The 18956-nt window shown below is 39.0% G+C and carries 13 protein-coding genes and 1 riboswitch; of the genes, 1 reads left to right on the forward strand and 12 read right to left on the reverse strand.

All coding sequences use genetic code 11. From position 1 onward, the window contains the following. Nucleotides 1–34 precede the first annotated feature (34 nt). On the forward strand, nucleotides 35–934 hold the full coding sequence (gene gldA / locus RMO03_RS05300) for a gliding motility-associated ABC transporter ATP-binding subunit GldA (protein ID WP_309641050.1): 900 nt from the start codon (nucleotides 35–37) through the stop codon (nucleotides 932–934). 128 nt (nucleotides 935–1062) lie between these two features. On the opposite strand, the gene RMO03_RS05305 is transcribed toward gldA, so the two are convergent. The 12 genes from RMO03_RS05305 to RMO03_RS05360 form a co-directional block, all read right to left on the reverse strand. Continuing rightward, complete coding sequence (locus RMO03_RS05305) at nucleotides 1063–1815, reverse strand: head GIN domain-containing protein (protein WP_309641051.1); 753 nt, start codon at nucleotides 1813–1815, stop codon at nucleotides 1063–1065. Between the two features lie 9 nt (nucleotides 1816–1824). Further along, nucleotides 1825–2922 (reverse strand): acyloxyacyl hydrolase, encoded by a 1098-nt coding sequence (locus tag RMO03_RS05310; RefSeq protein WP_309641052.1) that lies wholly within the window; start codon nucleotides 2920–2922, stop codon nucleotides 1825–1827. 94 nt (nucleotides 2923–3016) lie between these two features. Further along, on the reverse strand, nucleotides 3017–5278 hold the full coding sequence (locus tag RMO03_RS05315) for a CotH kinase family protein (RefSeq protein WP_309641053.1): 2262 nt from the start codon (nucleotides 5276–5278) through the stop codon (nucleotides 3017–3019). Between the two features lie 257 nt (nucleotides 5279–5535). Then, nucleotides 5536–6492 carry a methylenetetrahydrofolate reductase [NAD(P)H] gene (gene metF, locus RMO03_RS05320; RefSeq protein ID WP_309641054.1) on the reverse strand — a complete coding sequence of 319 codons (957 nt, stop codon included), beginning with the start codon at nucleotides 6490–6492 and terminating at the stop codon, nucleotides 5536–5538. Between the two features lie 349 nt (nucleotides 6493–6841). Further along, nucleotides 6842–9520 carry a methionine synthase gene (gene metH, locus RMO03_RS05325; protein ID WP_309641055.1) on the reverse strand — a complete coding sequence of 893 codons (2679 nt, stop codon included), beginning with the start codon at nucleotides 9518–9520 and terminating at the stop codon, nucleotides 6842–6844. A gap of 59 nt (nucleotides 9521–9579) precedes the next feature. Next, nucleotides 9580–10587 carry a homocysteine S-methyltransferase family protein gene (locus RMO03_RS05330; RefSeq protein ID WP_309641056.1) on the reverse strand — a complete coding sequence of 336 codons (1008 nt, stop codon included), beginning with the start codon at nucleotides 10585–10587 and terminating at the stop codon, nucleotides 9580–9582. A gap of 197 nt (nucleotides 10588–10784) precedes the next feature. Then, a riboswitch (SAM riboswitch) is annotated at nucleotides 10785–10889 on the reverse strand. A 93-nt stretch (nucleotides 10890–10982) separates the two neighbouring features. Then, nucleotides 10983–12098, reverse strand: coding sequence for an aspartate kinase (locus tag RMO03_RS05335; protein ID WP_309641057.1), 1116 nt, complete (start codon nucleotides 12096–12098; stop codon nucleotides 10983–10985). 63 nt (nucleotides 12099–12161) lie between these two features. After that, nucleotides 12162–13091 (reverse strand): alpha/beta fold hydrolase, encoded by a 930-nt coding sequence (locus tag RMO03_RS05340; RefSeq protein WP_309641058.1) that lies wholly within the window; start codon nucleotides 13089–13091, stop codon nucleotides 12162–12164. Nucleotides 13092–13169: 78 nt separating this feature from the next. After that, nucleotides 13170–14465 carry a PLP-dependent transferase gene (locus tag RMO03_RS05345; protein ID WP_309641059.1) on the reverse strand — a complete coding sequence of 432 codons (1296 nt, stop codon included), beginning with the start codon at nucleotides 14463–14465 and terminating at the stop codon, nucleotides 13170–13172. 556 nt (nucleotides 14466–15021) lie between these two features. Then, nucleotides 15022–15897: a T9SS-dependent choice-of-anchor J family protein gene (locus tag RMO03_RS05350; RefSeq protein ID WP_309641060.1), complete on the reverse strand. Its 876-nt coding sequence runs from the start codon at nucleotides 15895–15897 to the stop codon at nucleotides 15022–15024. Nucleotides 15898–16033: 136 nt separating this feature from the next. After that, on the reverse strand, nucleotides 16034–16939 hold the full coding sequence (locus RMO03_RS05355) for a T9SS-dependent choice-of-anchor J family protein (protein WP_309641061.1): 906 nt from the start codon (nucleotides 16937–16939) through the stop codon (nucleotides 16034–16036). A gap of 107 nt (nucleotides 16940–17046) precedes the next feature. Continuing rightward, nucleotides 17047–18585, reverse strand: coding sequence for a T9SS type A sorting domain-containing protein (locus tag RMO03_RS05360; RefSeq protein WP_309641062.1), 1539 nt, complete (start codon nucleotides 18583–18585; stop codon nucleotides 17047–17049). Nucleotides 18586–18956: the final 371 nt, after the last annotated feature.

Consider the following 18956-nt stretch of genomic DNA (forward strand, 5'->3'; position numbering starts at 1 on the left):
TTTTTCTATTTACATTTGCAACAAATCAAGTAGTATGTCAATAGAAGTCAATAATATCTCAAAAAATTACGGTACTCAAAAAGCGTTGGACGGCGTTTCGTTCTCGATTCAAAAAGGCGAAATCGTGGGTTTCTTAGGTCCGAATGGTGCGGGAAAATCGACGTTGATGAAAATCTTGACGACTTATATTGCTGCTGATGAAGGCCATGCGAGTGTGAATGGTTTTGATGTGAATGACCAGCAAAAATCCGTGCAACAATCGATTGGGTATTTGCCCGAGCACAATCCGTTGTATTTGGATTTGTATGTTCGGGAATATTTAGAATTCAATGCCGACGTGTTTGGCGTTGCTAAAAACCGCATTGAGGAAGTGATTGTTTTGACGGGATTGACTGCCGAAAGTCACAAGAAAATCGCCCAATTATCAAAAGGTTACCGACAACGCGTTGGTTTGGCGAATGCTTTATTGCACAATCCTGATGTGTTGATTTTAGATGAACCTACGACCGGTTTGGATCCGAATCAGTTGCTCGAAATCAGAGAAGTGATTCGCAATGTTGGGAAAGACAAAACGGTTTTTCTATCGACGCATATCATGCAGGAAGTGGAAGCGATTTGTGATCGTGTGATTATTATTGATCAAGGGAAAATTGTGACGGATAAAAAACTCGATACGGCTATTGCTGCGCATCAAGAGCAAGTGATTGAAGTGGAGTTTGATCGCGTTGTGACCGATGACGCGCTGGCGAATCTTCCGCATTTGGTGTCGAAGTTGAACACTGGTGCCAATGTTTGGGAATTGACTTTTCTTTCTAGCTCTGACATGCGTTCTACGGTGTTTGATTTTGCACAGAACAATGGTTTGAAGACATTGCAACTCAATCAGAAGAATAAGAATTTGGAGACTTTGTTTCGTGAGGTGACTAGGAAGTAGATTGCCCTAGCCCCGATAGAAGGGAAAATCCTTGGCGTTGGGAGATTGCCGCGCAAGCTCGCAATGACAAGATTGGAATGATAGCGGGACCCGAGCTCCTAAAAGCGAACAGACGAAGTAAACAGCTCCTAACGATAAATCAGACTGCCACGGTAATGCTCTCGCACATGCACATTTTCTGCCGGCGGACGCGAATAGCAATTGACATCGCCCACATTAAAGATATCTCCGTCTACTGAATTGACTGGGCGTAAATACAGATCATTACTGCCTCGATGGTAAAAAATGATGTCGTTAGCGTATAGATTTTCTCCGTGAAAAACACCCCCGTTTTCATAAAAATTCACTTTTAAATCATGGGTTGTTCCCGTAATATAAAAACGCCCAACTTCGTTATTTTCTGCATATATTCTGTCATTATCCACTTGAAAGTTGAAATCACCGGTACCGGTTCCTGAAAAGCCATCATACTCGTCCATGAGTACTAGATGCAGATTGGGATAGGTCAGCGTGCCGTTGGAAGATATGACTTGTTCGGTTTTGGAATAAATGTCGGTGATGTTTGGTGCGGTAATATAAACTACTGTTTCGCCGTAATCGCGCACCCAATTGCAACTCGTGTTGTCGGATAAGGTGAGTAGGTCGCCTGATAGCGTGACTTCGATGTCGTTGATTAGGTTTTCGCCGGTTTGCACTTCGACTTTGTAAGTGTCGCCTTGGGTGATGACTACTTGAATCCTTTTGTTGACTAGCAGTTTGGTGAATGTCAATCCGTCGTAGACTTTTGATTTTATTGGGCCGCTGGATTTTACGCAATCGTATGGTTTTTCACAATGTGTGAACAGTAGGAGTATCGAAAAATAGAATAAAAAGTTTTTCATTTTTATGATTTATATGCGAATACCGATTCCTAATTCGATGGCTTCGGCTAGGAAACCATGGGTTTTTACGGCGAGATTGGAGTATACGTTTTTGTACCAATAATATTTCAAGCCCAAACGATCGTATATCGGAATATCAAGTTTAAATGGACGATATACATAATAACCCACTTGGGTTTCAATCGAAATTCTGTTGATAAACAATTCGTGGCCAATGAAAACACCGACCCTTTTATAATCGGTATCGGGGTCGAGATGATCATCTGGATAAGCAATCGAACGGTATCTGATATATTCCTTAATAGAAGTCGTTGCAAATAAATCGGTTCCCAACTGCAAAGCACTTTTTTTATTGATTCGTTTATCGACATAGAAACCGAAATGATAGAACGCTTTTTGCCCGCTTCCGATGACTTGACTTTCATTGAAACCAGAGCGCAACGTCAGATTAAATTTGATGGGTTGTGTAAATTTGGTTCTTGCAGCTATAGTATCCAAAAGAATATTCTTTACTTTTTTATCGAAATCATAATTGACACCGAGATTAATACCATAAGTATTGATGCCGCTGTTGGGCGATTTGAATCTTCCGTTGGAGAAATGGGTGAAGAAAAAACCGGCTTCAATGCCGAAACCTTCTATAATATTATCTTTTTTGAAGTTGAGCATAAAGTTGGTATTGCCCATATATTTCGACCCAAACGCACGGTTTTTACTGTTGGTATCTTTGTCGTAAGGATGCGTCGTCATGGCGATACCTTGCGCAATTTTGAGCATCAGGTGGCGGTTTAAAAAATAGAAATTATAATGCCCTCCGATGGCGTAGTTCTTTCCTAGGATATCGTTTTTAAAATCTTCGTATATAAAATAACCGCCATAATCCGGGTAGTTGTATAGCGATTGCCAAGCCTCTTTTCCGTGTGTTTTTCTCGAAAAGCTGATCATAACACCTTCAGGATGACCCGTAATTAGATGGTATAATTCGGGGGAATGTGCCAAAACATTGCCGCGTAATAGGTTTACTTCAATTGCATTAGTGTCGTCGGATTGCTGCGCGATAGCGTATGAACAGAAGAATAGCAATAATAAAGACAAGCGTTGTTTCATTGGCTGGCTAAAAAATAAAGCCGTAAATATATTCTTTTTATTGTTTAATCGTGGAATCGTTTAATCGATCTTACGGTTAAACGGTTAAACCATCCTATAGTTTGACAAATTTTGAAGTGCCCACTCTTCCATCGCTGTGGCATTTTAATAAATAAGTTCCCGAAGGCAAATGCGCTACATTGATATTGACTTGATTCGAAGATTCGTTTTGCGTAAACACTTTTTGACCGATGGCATTATAAATTTCAATGGTTCCTAAAGTGATTGCTGAAATGATGTTGATATTGCTCGAAGTTGGATTCGGATAAACCGCAATTTGATAGTTGAATTCTGGCATTTCATCAACCGATAAAGTCTGGTTGTTGCTGTTGAATGTTGGTGCTTGGGTTACAAAATTTCCTGTGCCGTTTGGATTTCTTGCGTAACTGATATTCGGAGTTTGAATTCCATAGGTGACCGAATCCACAATCGTTCCGTCGGCTTTGGAAAGCAATACATTTTCGCCACTCGTCGATAGTTTGAAACCGGCGTGAAGTCCTTCTTCCGTTAAATCTTCATCGGCCCATACGATTAAATAACTTCCTGGTTCCATCGTGATGCCGTTGGGCAATTGCCATTTTTGCAAGTTGGTAGTGGTATCCGACAAAAACAAACCATCTAATAATAATGGACTTGTAGTATTGTTATACAACTCAATCCAATCTTCAAATTGCCCTGCGGGATCGGTAACCGTTTCAGTGTTTTGGGCCATCACTTCATTGATTGAAATTTCACCGGCATTGATATTATTAATCGCCGCTATCGAATGAAATTCATGCTCCGCACGTGCCGGTGAAAACGCACCAATCGTATTGTTTTCAGCATAAATATAATATTGCATATAGGCATTGTTAATCAACAAAGCATCGGTTCCATAAACATTGTCTCCGGCAGAACCATCATTGTGTGCACCGTCATCAAACATCGAAATTTTTGTAAATGCCAGACTCAAATTGGTTCTGTATCCAAAGAAAACAGCGTTCGTATTGGTATTAATGACATTGGCTGTGAATGCAATAGTAGTATTAATGAATGGCGTTGCATTCGAAGGAACGATATCCGAAATGATTGGTTTTTGGGCTGTGAAATCAGACAGATTTGATAGAAATGCTTTTCTTCCTGACATCAAGTCAACAATACCTGCGGCATTAAATTGCTCTTCCACCAGTAACGGAGTGGTTAAACTGTTTTGATAATTAGCGTCGGTGTAAAATTTGTTGACATCATTATTTACAGCAGTATTGATGGTATTTCGCAATGCATTCACTGTTGTAATGTAACTATCATTGGTGAAATTTTCCGTAAGAATCGTATTCATGTGTGCCAAATACATTTTTTTATATCTCGGAATCGCCAATAATTTTCTAATCAATGGCCAATTGGTGCGATTTTGTTGTACAATATGACTCATCGCGATTTTCTGTGACGTTTGAAAAACAGCATCTGATTGGCTTGACAGAAAATCAAAAGTGCCGAAAGACATATTGAGATCCCAAACAATCGGACTGAATCTTCCGCTGTCATCCTGATACAAATAATAATTATGGTTTAGCAAACCTGTATAACTGTCTAAATTGACGAGCACATTATTAAAAGCCAGCATCCACAGCGTTCTGTCGACATCTAAAACCGTTTCAATTTGGGCTGTATTGTTGTTCAAAACATTCGTAAGATTGATTAATTCTGTCCAACCGGTTTCGGAATTCATTTCAAATCTTGTCTGATATTCGAATTGACTCTCGCCTAAATAAAGTAGATTGGGTTTGTTGGTGGAATTTAAATTCGCGCCACCAGCAATCGCCGCTTTAAAAAATGGATGCGTATTCGAACCAAAATGGTTTTTGACAAAACTTTTTGTAATCGATTCTGTGTTGACATACAACCCAATGAGCACATCATTCACATATACATTGGCATAATTCGCTCGTGGCGCATGCATGTATTTTCCCAAAATATCATACGATAATGTTTCGCGAATGAATGATGGGTCATAAAAAACATTACTCAGTTTGATGTCTTTGATGCCTTGGTAATCTTGGTTTTGATAGGTATCCAATTCGATGTGAAAAGGATTCTTGACATGGGAAGTCGAAAACGAACTGTTGCCTTTATACTTCACGCCGACATTTTCAAAAACAGTTCCGTTGATAGACACCGATTGTGCTGGTGTATAATCGCCGGCGAACAACAAGGTTTGGTTCCAGTTTGGATCAGTGAAGGTAATTCGGATTTCTTGAATCGTATTCAAATCATAAAAATCCTGAGCGAACGCATGCAGTGAAATAAAAACGAAGGCAATGAGTACTATTTTTTTCATAATGTTAATTTTATCTCGCCAAGTCGCAAAGCCGCCAAGTTTTTCTTTGCGTCTCTGCGTCTTTGCGAGCTTTTATTGGGATGTAGGGTTTCATAGCAATTTTTCCCTAGACCAAAATTAACAGTAACGCTGAATCTTTCATCCAAAATCAGGTAGACAAAAAGTATACAGCACAAAAAAACCGCCGATTTGAAGGTTTTGAACATTAATTCTAAAACCTGCAAACCTGCGGTAATACTATTTAAAATAGAATTGCTCTAAAAAATCTCCTTCGCAATCGCTTTAATATTCTCAGCTTTCCCCATCGAGTAATAATGCAAAACGGGAATTCCGGCGGCTACCAAACTTTTGCTTTGCTCAATGCACCATTCGACTCCGATTTGTTTTACTGCGTCGTTGTCTTTGGCTTTTACAACAGCCATAATCAAATCATCAGGCAGTTCGATACTGAAACGATGTGGAATCAAGTTCAATTGTTTTTTTGTCGCAATAGGTTTTAATCCCGGAATAATGGGAACAGTAATCCCGGCAGCGCGACATTTGGCAACAAAATCAAAGTATTTTTGATTGTCGTAAAACATTTGCGTGATAATATAATCGGCACCGTTTTTAATTTTTTGTTTTAAAAAATGAATGTCGCTATCAAGACTTGGTGCTTCCATGTGTTTCTCAGGATAACCTGCAACGCCAATGCAAAAATTCGTGGTTGATGTATTTTGCAAATCTTCATCAAGGTAAATTCCGTTGTTCAAATTTCTAATTTGAAGCACCAAATCGGTCGCATATTCATTACCATCTTTTTCAGCATGGAAATAAGTTTCTGTTTTCAATGCATCGCCGCGAAGTGCTACGACATTATCGATGCCCAGAAAATCCAAATCGATTAATAAGTTTTCGGTATCTTCTTTAGAAAACCCACCGCATAAGATATGTGGAATCGCATCTACCGTATATTTGTTTTGGATACCGGCGCAAATTCCAACCGTTCCCGGCCGTTTTTTAACGATTTTCTTTTGCAACAATCCGCTTGGTAATTCTTTGAATTCGTATTCTTCACGATGGTACGTCACATCAATAAATGGAGGATTGAATTCCATCAACGGATCGATACTGTCAAAAATAGATTGGATGTTTTGCCCTTTCAATGGTGGCAAGATTTCGAATGAAAACAACGGTTTTCCGTTAGCGTTTTCTATGTGTTGGGTTACTTTCATTTTTTGTTGTATGTTGTGGGTTGTAAGTTGTGAGTTGTATGTTGTAAGTTGCGTGTCATTTCATCTACAACTACTAACTTTCAACAATATTAATTATATATCTTTTTATTGTAAACTATGCGTTGTATGTTATTCAGCCGTAACCTACAACTTACAACCTACAACTATTTATTTCTTTTTTGGGGGGCGTGCCGGCGGCATCAGCCTCAGTTTTTAAATTAAATTTACGGGCCGCCGTCAGGCTATCCGCAGTACACGGTACTTGCTCCTATCCTTCACGCAAGTTTTATTTTCAGTTGTCAGTTCTCGGTAACATAAGCGTAACCTACAACTCACAAACTACAACTTTTTAATCCGCGATATTCGGGTTGAGCCATTTCGTGGCTTGTTCTGTACTGATGCTTCTGCGTTTGGCGTAATCGATGACTTGATCTTCTTTGATTTTCCCTAGTCCAAAATACTTGCTTTTCGGGTTCGCAAAATAATATCCTGAAACCGAAGATGCCGGCCACATTGCCATACTTTCTGTTAGTTTTACTCCGATTTCTTGTTCTACATTTAATAATTTCCAAATCGTTGGTTTCTCCAAATGATCCGGACAAGCAGGATAACCTGGTGCCGGACGAATACCTTTGTAGGCTTCGGCAATTAAATCTTGATTCGATAAATTTTCATCCGAAGCATAACCCCAGATTTCTTTACGCACCAATAAATGAAGGTATTCCGCAAAAGCTTCCGCCAAACGATCGCCGAGTGCTTTGACTAAAATCGAATTGTAATCGTCGAGCTGCTTTTCGAATTCGAGTGCTTTCTCGTCTACTCCAAATCCTGTGGTCACGCAAAAGCATCCTATATAATCTTGTTTTTTGGAATCTTTGGGCGCTATGAAATCTGCTAAAGCAATGTTGGGTGCTCCGGCTGTTTTTTGTGATTGTTGACGAAGTGTCAGAAACTGTGCGGAGGCTTTTCCATCTGAATTTAAAACCTCAATATCATCATCATTGATTTGGTTTGCGGGGAAAATACCTAGAATTCCTTTGGCTGTGAGCCATTTTTCTGAAACGATTTGTTGAAGCATTTCCTGCGCATCAGCGAATAAACTCGTGGCTTGTTCGCCAACGACTTCATCGGTTAGAATCGCCGGATATTTTCCGAATAATTCCCATGAACTGAAAAACGGTGTCCAATCGATAAAATCTACTAGTTTGGAAAGTTCCACTGCTATGGTTTTTGTTCCAATGAAATTGGGTTTTATAGGCGTGAAATTATCCCAATCCAATTGTAATTTATTTTTTCTGGCTTCTGAAATCGACAGGTAATTTTTATCACGGCTTCTGTTGAGATAACCTTCACGCAATTGGTCATACTCATCGCGAACCGTTTTCGCATAAGCGATTTTGGTTTCCGATTGCAACAGATTACTCGCAACGGTCACGGCTCTCGAAGCGTCATTGACATGAACGACGGTTTCAGCATATTCTGGCGCAATCTTCACCGCGGTATGTGCTCGCGAAGTTGTTGCTCCGCCAATCATAATCGGGATTTTGATGTTGCGTTTGTTTAATTCTTTGGCGAGATAAACCATTTCATCGAGTGATGGCGTGATCAATCCGCTGAGACCAATGATGTCGACATTTTCTCGAAGCGCGGCTTCAATAATTTTTTCGGGTGGAACCATAACGCCGAGATCGATGATTTCGTAATTATTGCAACCTAAAACGACGGCAACAATGTTTTTTCCGATATCGTGAACATCGCCTTTTACAGTGGCCATCAAAACTTTTCCGGCCGAAGAAGATTTTCCATCTTTTGCAGCTTCGATGAACGGCAATAAATAAGCAACCGCTTTTTTCATCACACGCGCTGATTTGACTACTTGAGGTAAAAACATTTTCCCACTGCCGAACAAATCACCAACGACATTCATACCCGCCATCAAATTGATTTCAATCACTTCGATAGGTTTTGATGCCAATTGTCTTGCTTCTTCTACATCAATTTCTATAAATTCATCTATACCTTTCACAAGCGAATGTGTCAGTCGTTCTTGCACGGATCCGCTGCGCCATTCTTGAATCGCTTTTTCGTTAGCTTTGAAATCGCCTTTGAAACTTTCGGCTAAATCGAGCAATCGTTCGGTCGCATCTTCTCGCCTGTTGAGTAAAACATCTTCCACATGCTCGAGCAGATTTTTATCAATCTCATCATATATTTCGAGCATTTCAGGATTTACAATTCCCATCGTCATGCCGTTTTGAATCGCGTGGTATAAGAATGCAGAGTGCATCGCTTCACGTACTTTGTCGTTTCCTCTGAATGAAAATGACACATTACTCACACCGCCCGAAATATTAGCATACGGTAAGTTTTCTCTAATCCATTTTGTAGCTCGGAAGAAATCTAGGGCGTTGAGTTTATGTTCGTCCATTCCTGTGGCAACGGGGAAAATATTCGGATCGAAAATGATGTCTTGGGCAGGAAATTTTACAACATCCACTAAAATATCATACGAACGTTTGCAGATTTCAATGCGGCGTTCGTAATTGTCGGCTTGACCGTTTTCGTCGAAAGCCATGACGATTACTGCGGCACCGTATCGTTTGATGAGTTTGGCGTGGTGAATGAATGCTGCTTCGCCTTCTTTGAGTGAAATCGAATTGACGACACCTTTGCCTTGAATGACTTTGAGTCCGGCTTCGATGATTTCCCATTTGGAAGAATCGATCATTACGGGAACGCGTGCGATATCGGGTTCGGCTGCGATTAAATTTAGAAATTTAGTCATCGCAAAAACACCGTCGAGCATGCCTTCATCCATGTTGACATCGATGATTTGGGCGCCGCCTTCGACTTGGTTTCTCGCAACATCAAGTGCTTCTTCGTAACGTTCTTCTTTGATTAATCTTAGGAATTTTCTGGAACCGGTAACATTGGTGCGTTCGCCGACATTCACGAAATTGGTTTCGGGCGTGACGATGAGCGGTTCGAGACCGGAAAGTTGGAGGTATTTATGTTTTGATTCTGGCATTTTGTTTTGGAACGCGGATTTTATGGATTACACGGATTTCCGCGGATTAAGTTATATAGTTATGCGAGTTGATTTTCTGTGCTTTTTCTTGGTTCAAATTCGGCAGCAACTTCAGCGATTAGTTTGATATGCTCCGGAGTTGTGCCGCAACAACCGCCAATAATATTGACTAAATTGTCTTGCATATACTCGCGGATAAGCGCTTGCATTTCCTCAGGTGTTTGATCGTATTGCCCGAAAGCATTGGGCAAACCTGCGTTTGGATGTGCTGAAATATTGAGTGAGGTATTTCTGCTCAATCGCTGTAGGTATGGTTTCAATAAATCGGCACCTAAAGCACAATTGAATCCTACACTCAGTAGTGGAATGTGGGCTACTGAAATCAGGAATGCTTCTACGGTTTGCCCCGAAAGTGTTCTTCCTGAAGCGTCGGTTATGGTTCCCGAAACCATGATTGGAATATCGATGTTTTTTTCTTCCTTGACTTCTTCGATGGCGAACAATGCGGCTTTGGCGTTGAGTGTGTCGAAGATGGTTTCTACGAGCAATACGTCGCAGCCACCATCAATGAGTGCTTCAACTTGTTGTTTGTAGGCAATGCGCAAATCATCGAACGATACGGCTCGAAAACCCGGATCATTGACATCGGGGCTCATGCTTGCCGTTCGGTTGGTTGGTCCGATAGAGCCTGCTACGAATCTTGGTTTGTTTGGATTTTTCGCGGTGAATTCGTCAGCGACTTCGCGGGCAATTTTGGCCGATTCGAAGTTGAGTTCGTAGACGATATCTTCGAGATGGTAATCTGCCATTCCGATGGTGGTTCCTGAAAACGTATTGGTTTCTACGATGTCGGCTCCTGCTTCGAAGTATTTGGCGTGGACTTCACGAATCGCGTGTGGTTGCGTGATCGATAATAGATCGTTGTTGCCTTTGAGCGAATGTGGGAAATCTTTGAAACGATCGCTGCGGAAATCCTCTTCGGAGAAATTGTAGCGTTGTAGCATGGTTCCCATGGCACCGTCGAGGACTAGGATTCTTTTTTGAATTTCTTGTTGTATTGTTGACATATTTTTTGCTCGCAAAGGCGCAGAGACGCCAAGTGTTGTTATTAAATTGATTGTCCTAGCCCCGATAGTAGCGGTTATCCTTTTGTGCCGGTGTTCGGCGCAAAAGATTATAGCGGATAGCGGGATTAGCTTCTGAAATAAATTCAGAATATCCTAAAATATTAAAATGTTGTCATGAAAAGGTGAGAGAAATTCTCGGGTTATCTGTCCGCGCTTGCGCTTGGTAGAATGTAGCACCTTCTTTTGGTAAAGGGTTGCTAAGCTTTCATCGGGTCTAATCCCTCATGCTTTCGTGATAACAAATCAGTATGATTATGAACGGTGCAAAGTACGGACTTGGAATTGGTTTTTGCAAGGGTTTGTGGAAAAATAAATGCGACAACGTTGTAGTATTGCTAAATCTTGCTAACTGCAACCAACAAATTTTTCTGCAGTTTGATTTGTTCAGCCACTTTTAAAATATCGGAAAGTACACCTCGAGCCGTAACTTTCTTCCCTGCTCCGGCGCCTTGAATAACGATGGGTTGATTTTCATACGATTTTGTATAGATTTCGATGTGGTTATCGGCTCCTTTTAATTGGCCTAAAGCTGAGTTTTTTGCTTCTGAAATTAATTTGACTTCGAGCGATTGCTGGGTTAAATCGAGTTCGCCAATATACCGCAAAACATGATTGTCTGATTGCGTAATTTTAGCCACTTGATATGGTTTGTTGAGTAATGCTTTGTTGACACTAAACTCTGCTTTAGTATTCAATTCGTTGAGATTAGGCAGCAATAATGATGTGATTTTGACATCTGAAAATTCGAATGGCAAACCAATTTCTCTTGCTAATATTAAAAGTTTTCTAGCCACATCATTGCCTGATAAATCCTCGCGAGCATCGGGTTCTGTTAACCCTAATTTTTCGGCAGCTGATAGTATTTCGGAAAAAGGTACTTCTTCGCTGCCAAATCGATTGAAGATATAACTCAACGAACCGGAGAATACGCCTCGTATTTTTGTGATTTTTTCTCCAGATTCGTGAAGCGATTTAATCGTATTGATTACCGGCAAACCTGCTCCGACATTGGTTTCGTATAAAAATAGTTTGTCGAATTTTTTTAGATTTCGCCGCAGTTCATTGTAGAAAGCATGATGCAGTGTATTGGCCTTTTTATTGGCAGCTACGATGTGAAATCCATTTTGAATCAGCGGAATATAACTTTGAATGATGGAATCGCTAGCCGTAGCATCAACGGCGATGAGATTTTCGAGTTGTTGATCCTTTACGTATTCGATGATGTCTTCTATGCGAAACGGGATTGCTGCTTGCACAAAATTGGCTTCCCATTTGTTTTTGATACCGTCTTTTTCAAAAAAAGCTAAAGTAGAATTGGTGATAATGGGGAAACGCAATTCTATATTTTTATTTTGCAGAAAGAACTGTTGGCTTTCGAGCACTTGACTGATGAGCTCACTACCCACATTTCCGATTCCGAACAAGACAATATTGATTCTAAGATTGGACATGGTGTAATTGTTTTTGAGTGTTAAAAATTGGAGCGATAATTTTTGAGAGTTGATCGAATTCGATTAAGAATGCATCGTGACCGTGAATGGATTGGATTGGATTTCATGATAAAACACATTTGATTTCACGCGATTTAATTCGTCATACGTTTCTTTATTTTCAGCAGCTATGAAAAACAAATCCGAATCGACTGCAATAATGTGAATGCTGGCTTGAATAGATTTCGCTATTGTTGAAAAATCATGATTCCCTCGAGTGAGATCTACCGTTTTTAGTAAATGATTCATTAATTTATAGGATGCCAATCGAAAGCGATTTTGCAATTTGAATCCATGTCCGATCAACCACTTTTCTATTTGAAAAATAGTTTTGATATCGGTTTTGTTTCTTTGAAATTTACGCTGCAACGATTGTGGTGTTCGATACAAAAGCATTGCATGCAAACGCGCATCCACAATCGGATCATCAGAATTATTTAAGATTTGATCTTGCACCAGTACGTTGGCAATGACCCAATCAGTGGCTTTCCAATCGGTCGCTATAGGAATGAGGTGTGTAATTTTGTTCGGTTCTAAAGCCGCCATTTCCCATGCAATTCCACCGCCTAAACTGCCTCCAATCAAAGCAAAAAGAGCTTCAATTTGTAGTGCTTGCAGGCCTTTCCAAAATATCGAAGCAATATCTCTTGCGGTAAATTCTTTATAATTGAAAATGAGATTATCATACTCATCGTCATAACCATTTCCTGGAATATTAAACGCTAAGACTGTGAAAAACTCCGTATCGATAGTTTTGTTTTCACCGATAAGATCACGCCACCAGCCTTCATCTCCAGAAACAGAAGAATTTCCCGTTAGGGCATGATTGACTAAAACAATGGGAGCAGTTCCAAGTTCTTGCCCGAAAACTTCGTAGAACAATGGTGTTATGGGAATGGTTTTTCCGTTGACCAATACCCAATTTTTGATATTAATTTTTTGTAATTTTTTCATAACATTTTTTTTTAAAACTGTCTTTGAACGATGGCAATTCGCCAAAGACAGTTTAGCAAACAAAAAACAAAACTCAATTTAGGATGCCAGTTGTGGATTTTTTATATTTTGAAATACGGCTTTGAGATCCGCTTTCAAATCTTCAATATCCTCTAAGCCGACTGAAAGTCGAATTAAATCTTTGGTGACGCCGGTAGCGATTTGTTCGGCTTCACTTAATTGTTGGTGCGTTGTACTTGTTGGGTGAATGATTAACGATTTTGTATCGCCGATGTTCGCCAATAATGAAAATAATTTGGTTTGATCGGCCACTTTTCGTGCGGCTTCATAACCGCCTTTGAGACCGAAAGTGACGATGCCACTTTGCCCTTTTGGTAAGTATTTTTGACCTAATTCGTAATACTTACTTGATTTCAAACCTGGATAATTAACCCAAACTACATCTTCCTGCGCTTCTAACCATTGGGCCAACGCTAAAGCATTTTCACTGTGCTTTTGGATGCGAATCGGCAACGTTTCCAAACCTTGAATAATTTGAAATGCATTGAATGGGCTCAAAGCCCCACCAAAATCGCGCAGTCCTTCAATGCGAGCTTTGGCAATGAAAGCAGCGTTTCCTAATGCTTCACTATAAACCAATCCGTGATATCCTGGTGAAGGTTCTGTAAACTCCGGAAATTTCCCGTTGGTCCAATCGAAAGTTCCTGCATCTATAATGGCGCCTCCTAATGAAGTTCCGTTTCCGGAAATGTATTTGGTTAAGGAATGAATGACAATGTTAGCTCCATGCTCAATTGGGTTGAGTAAATACGGAGAGGGAACGGTGTTGTCTACAATGAAAGGCACTTTAAAAGTTTTGGCTTGATCAGCTATGGCTTTTAAATCAAGCACGTCTAATTTTGGATTGCCTAAACTTTCCGCAAAGAAAACTCTGGTATTTTCTTGAGCAGCATTGGTGAAATTTTCAGGATTGGAAGGATCAACAAAAGTCGTGGTAATTCCTAATCTGGGTAAAGTGACACTAAATAAATTGTAGGTTCCTCCATAAAGACTGTTCGAAGCGACGATATGATCGCCAGATTTTAAAAGTACTAATAATGCTGTGGTTAGTGCAGCAGTTCCTGAAGCCGTTACGACAGCTCCGATTCCGCCTTCTAAAGCAGTAAGGCGTTGTTCGAGAATGTCATTGGTTGGATTGTTTAAACGTGTGTAAATGAATCCCGCTTCCGCTAAACCAAACAAGCTAGCGGCATGTTCGGCACTGTTGAAAACGTAAGAAGTGGTTTGATAAATCGGAACGGCTCTGGTTCCTGCGTTTTTAGTAACGTCGTGGCCTGCATGTAAGGCATTGGTTGCAAATTTTTGTGTGCTCATGATAATTGATTTTAGATTTATGAATAAAATTTTAGATTATTAATACTTGAAATGAATTCAGATGAAATAAAAAAAGCCCTTTTGGATGGCTTACCAAAAGGGCTTATAGAGAACTATAACAGAGATTAACTCTTTCGCTTTCGGCAATAGCAAGATGGGATACAACAGTTGTGCATCATACAAGACATCATCATTTTATTTGCTATTGCGGTATTCATGGTGTTTTTGTTTTTAAATTAGTTTTGGTTTGTATTTATTTGAAATCCTGAAAAAAATCAGCATAAAAAAACCCCTGCGGTTGGCAGAGGTTCTTATTGAATATATTTTAGTAATTAAAATTATGCAATAGTGTGCTCTGCGGATTTTTCCGACATCATACAACACATAGTGCAAATCATTAATTTCATTTTCTTACTTTTTGATGAAGCAAACTTCAGAACTATTTTTGAATTGACCAAATGGAAATTCAAAATTTAACATTAAAAAAAAAGCACCGCATAAAAAAACCTATCCAAAATTGAACAGGTTTCCATTAATTTAAAATAAATAAATTGAATTAACTTTTGACAATTTTAGTGGTTCCGGTTCCATTATCTGTACTGATTTTCAATAAATAAACACCCGCATTCAATTCGCTAATATTGATTTGATTGGTGTTGATTTTTACTTCTTTTACGATGCGACCGTTGATATCGGTAACTTGAATGTTATTGATGGCACTATCGGAATTGTTAGTAATGTTGAGCACATTCGATGTTGGGTTTGGGAACACAGAGAAATTGCTTTTGAAGAAAGTATCGGTGCTTAATACGCGATTGACGGTTAAAGCATCAACCCAAATGGCGTTGCCGTTGGCTCCCGTTGGACCACCGTTGGTGACGAAATATCGGAATGCCAATTTGCAATCTGTGGCATCGGGCAGGCTTCCTACTGTGTAGGTATACTCTGTCCAGGTAACTGGATAAACATTAGGCGCGAGTAATGGATTTACGGAAACGGCAAGATAGGTAAAGCTTCCTAAATCGCTGCTGCCTGTGGATGGGTTGATGGTGCTGCTGCCCACCGTACTCAGTCGCAATTCGAGGCGGTCAGGCGTTGAGCTAAAATTAGCTCCGGCTCTCGTATAAAATTTGATTACATCGCCATCTTTCAGGCTGACTATTGGAGAAATGAGCCAATTGCTGATGGTGCCTGACATTCCAGACGCTACGCTATTGTAGTTTACAGCTGTATAGGAAGTAGCGCCTCCATTGAAACCACCACCAAAAGAACTCACATTCCCTTGTTGCCAATTCGAAGTTCCAACTGGTTGGCTTTGGTTGGTTTTGGTCCAGGTTACCGGGAACGTATCAAAATTTTCGGTTAGTAGTGTTTGTGCTTGTGATGCGCTAGAAACCAATATTAGTAATGCGGTGTATATTTTAATTTTCATATTCTTAATTTTTATTTCAACAAAATAAAGCAATAAAATTGAATTATGATTAAAATCGCATTGTCAAAGTTTAAAAGTAAAGAAACAAAAAACCCGAACATTGCTGCTCGGGTTTTGATTTATAGCAAACTAAAATTTAGTTTTTAATAATTTTTGTAATACCAGTTCCTTGATCAGTTGAGATTTTCAAGAAATAAACACCTGCGTTTAATTCGCTAATGTTGATTTGGTTTGTCATTCCTTTAACTTGTTTTACAATACGCCCGTTGATGTCTGTCAATTGGATTGTATTGATCACAATGCTATTGTTTTTTGCATTGATATTTACAACGCTACTAGCAGGGTTTGGATAAACTGCGAAATTAGAAGTAACGAAATTTTCTGTAGCTAAAGCTACTGCTGAAACTGAAAAATCATCAATTGCAAAACCAAACATATCTGGAGAAGTACATTTAATTCCGATATACACTGGCAAACCATTATAAGAAGCGGCTAAATTGTATGTATACTCAGCCCATGTAATATTAGGTGTTGTAAGATAAGCTCCTGTAGATATTTTTACAAAATCAGTTGGGGCTACTCCTGTTGTAGATACCCAAACGCTAAATCTTTCGGCGAAATAAGTAGCATCACATGCTTTTGCCCAAAACTTAACCGTATTGGTTGTTCCAAGAGTAATTTGTGGAGAAATCAACCAATCGTTATTAGCTGTAGCTCCGCCTGTTGTTGATGGTACAGATGCGAAACAAACCATGTGGCGATCTCCTGTTTTTGCTGTCCAATCTGCAGTCGCAGAAGGCGTAAGTGCAGGCGCTGTTGTAGTTGCATTGAAAACTTGAAAAGATTTAGCAATACCTGAATTAGCAAATGTAACTCCTGTAAAACCGTAAGTTGGTAATAAATCTATATCTAAAGTTGTCCAATCTCCGATGTTTTCAATTGCAAAATCGTCATAAAACTCGAAAGAATCATCAAATATTGCAACTTGAGCATGCGCATTTAATCCGCCAAGGATTAATAAAGAAAGTAATAGTTTTTTCATAATTTTTTATTTAAATTGTTTGGAAGCAAAACTATGAAAAAAAGTGCTACAAAAAAACTATGCATCTCATTTTTAAATGAAATGCATAGTTAAAATTAAAACAATGGTTATTTTTTTACCACTTTTTGTGTTTCGGTTTTTCCTTCTTTTGTCAGCACAGTAACCAGAAAGATTCCTTTGGGAAGATTTTCAAGATTTAGTTTGAATGAGTTGGTATCTTGAAGGACTTGTGAAAGAATCGTTCTACCATCGATAGTCATTAAAGTAATTTTGTCTAGCGGGCTGTTTTCAGCATTAATCGTTATGTAATCTGATGCAGGATTTGGGAAGATCGTTATGGCTGATGATTGATTGCCCAATACAACTTCTCTATTAAAATCTTCATCCGATTTTGTTTCTTCTGATGTGTTTGACATTCGTAATGCCAATCCTGAAGGCGCTACTCTAGCAACTCCGTTTTTTATGACGGCTCCATAATACCAAAAACCCCCAACAATAACTACATTCCCTGACGATTCTACAATAGACGCATTTACGTCACCATCTGGTCCTGACGGTCCGAAAGAACTATCTAAACTTCCATCAGTATTCAACAAACAAATATTACTTCTTGACACTCCGATATAAGAATCAAAACTTCCGCCAACAAAAATTTTCCCCGATGCATATTGAGAAAGTGTATTTACAGTGGCAACATTAGAAGTTACGCCTTGGTAGGTGAATGGTTCATAAAACCCATCTACTCTATTGAATGAAAAATCTAAATTGCCATTGGAAAGCAGCCGGGCAATCGCTTTGGTTTTCAGTCTTTGTGACTGACCCGGATTTGAAGGGTCTGAAGGAGTTGATATGGTAAAATCTCCACCTATAACAATTTTTCCATCAGATTGGATTAAAACAGCTCTAACTTTATCCGAAGGAATATAATCCAAATTGAAACTAGTGTCGAGCGAACCATTACTATTCAGTCTTGCTACTCGTTCTTTAGCTACTCCATTATAACTGGTAAAATCTCCACCAACGATTATTTTTCCATCGGCTTGAATTTTGATTGCATATACTTCTCCATTTAACCCTGTACCTGTATTGTTAAAGCTTGTGTCGAGTGTTCCGTTTTCATTTAATCTTACTATTCTACTTCTTGTTGCACCTAGATAATTTGTAAAAGCTCCTCCTAGGATTATTCTGCCATCGGATTGAACTGCGATAGCTCTGATTTTGGCCGAATAAAATGGACTCCCATTATTCAATGTAAAAGTTGGATCTATACTTCCATTAGTTGTAATTCTCATAAATCCATTTACAACAACTCCATTATGATATACAAAAGCACCTCCTACATATCGGTATTGCTCAGGAGCATATTTAGTATAATTTTCAACAGCTATTACTTCATCAAAATTCTGATTATTAAAAAATGAATTTGTAATAGAAAAGTTATTCGATATATTATTGTTAACTACCGCAATTTTTGGATTTGCTATGGGTGGATATGGCGTATCAAATCTTCCCCCAACAAAAAAGTTATTATCACTTTGCTTTATAACACAATTTTTCCAATTATTACTCAATGCGTTTGGCGCAGCTTGCTGAGCATTAACACAAAAACAAATCAAGAAACTGAAACAAAAAAATAAATTTTTCATAAAATAATATATTTTAAAATAATCTTACACGTTCGCTCATCGATAGTAAGTGACGTAGGTTTTCTTATTTTGAGTGGTTGCGGCTACGTTTTAAAATCCCACTGTTTGTCACAATGGGAGGTTAGCCCTGATTTGCTATAAAACCAGCTAAAAGTTTATAAAAAAGAATACCACAATAAGGAAATACAGAATATTGCAATTTGTCTAGGAAGCACCACTTTAAAGAAATCATAACTTTTTATTTTTACTTAAAATGCACAAATAAAAAGTAAAGACTAAAGTGGTATTGACTTTACTTGAAAAGTATAAAACCAATTACATTGATTTCATCGCTAAGTAAAAGTAATATTTTACTTATAATTACAATGGTT

It is taken from the genome of Flavobacterium sp. (genome assembly GCF_031411595.1).
In the GTDB taxonomy this organism is placed as follows: Bacteria; Bacteroidota; Bacteroidia; order Flavobacteriales; family Flavobacteriaceae; genus Flavobacterium.

Coding starts and splice junctions, on each gene's coding strand:
- RMO03_RS05345 (WP_309641059.1), bottom strand. CDS start 14,465: ATGAGCACACAAAAATTTGCAACCAATGCCTTACATGCAGGCCACGAC.
- RMO03_RS05305 (WP_309641051.1), bottom strand. CDS start 1,815: ATGAAAAACTTTTTATTCTATTTTTCGATACTCCTACTGTTCACACAT.
- metF (WP_309641054.1), bottom strand. CDS start 6,492: ATGAAAGTAACCCAACACATAGAAAACGCTAACGGAAAACCGTTGTTT.
- gldA (WP_309641050.1), top strand. CDS start 35: ATGTCAATAGAAGTCAATAATATCTCAAAAAATTACGGTACTCAAAAA.
- RMO03_RS05355 (WP_309641061.1), bottom strand. CDS start 16,939: ATGAAAAAACTATTACTTTCTTTATTAATCCTTGGCGGATTAAATGCG.
- RMO03_RS05350 (WP_309641060.1), bottom strand. CDS start 15,897: ATGAAAATTAAAATATACACCGCATTACTAATATTGGTTTCTAGCGCA.
- RMO03_RS05310 (WP_309641052.1), bottom strand. CDS start 2,922: ATGAAACAACGCTTGTCTTTATTATTGCTATTCTTCTGTTCATACGCT.
- RMO03_RS05330 (WP_309641056.1), bottom strand. CDS start 10,587: ATGTCAACAATACAACAAGAAATTCAAAAAAGAATCCTAGTCCTCGAC.
- RMO03_RS05360 (WP_309641062.1), bottom strand. CDS start 18,585: ATGAAAAATTTATTTTTTTGTTTCAGTTTCTTGATTTGTTTTTGTGTT.
- metH (WP_309641055.1), bottom strand. CDS start 9,520: ATGCCAGAATCAAAACATAAATACCTCCAACTTTCCGGTCTCGAACCG.
- RMO03_RS05340 (WP_309641058.1), bottom strand. CDS start 13,091: ATGAAAAAATTACAAAAAATTAATATCAAAAATTGGGTATTGGTCAAC.
- RMO03_RS05335 (WP_309641057.1), bottom strand. CDS start 12,098: ATGTCCAATCTTAGAATCAATATTGTCTTGTTCGGAATCGGAAATGTG.
- RMO03_RS05315 (WP_309641053.1), bottom strand. CDS start 5,278: ATGAAAAAAATAGTACTCATTGCCTTCGTTTTTATTTCACTGCATGCG.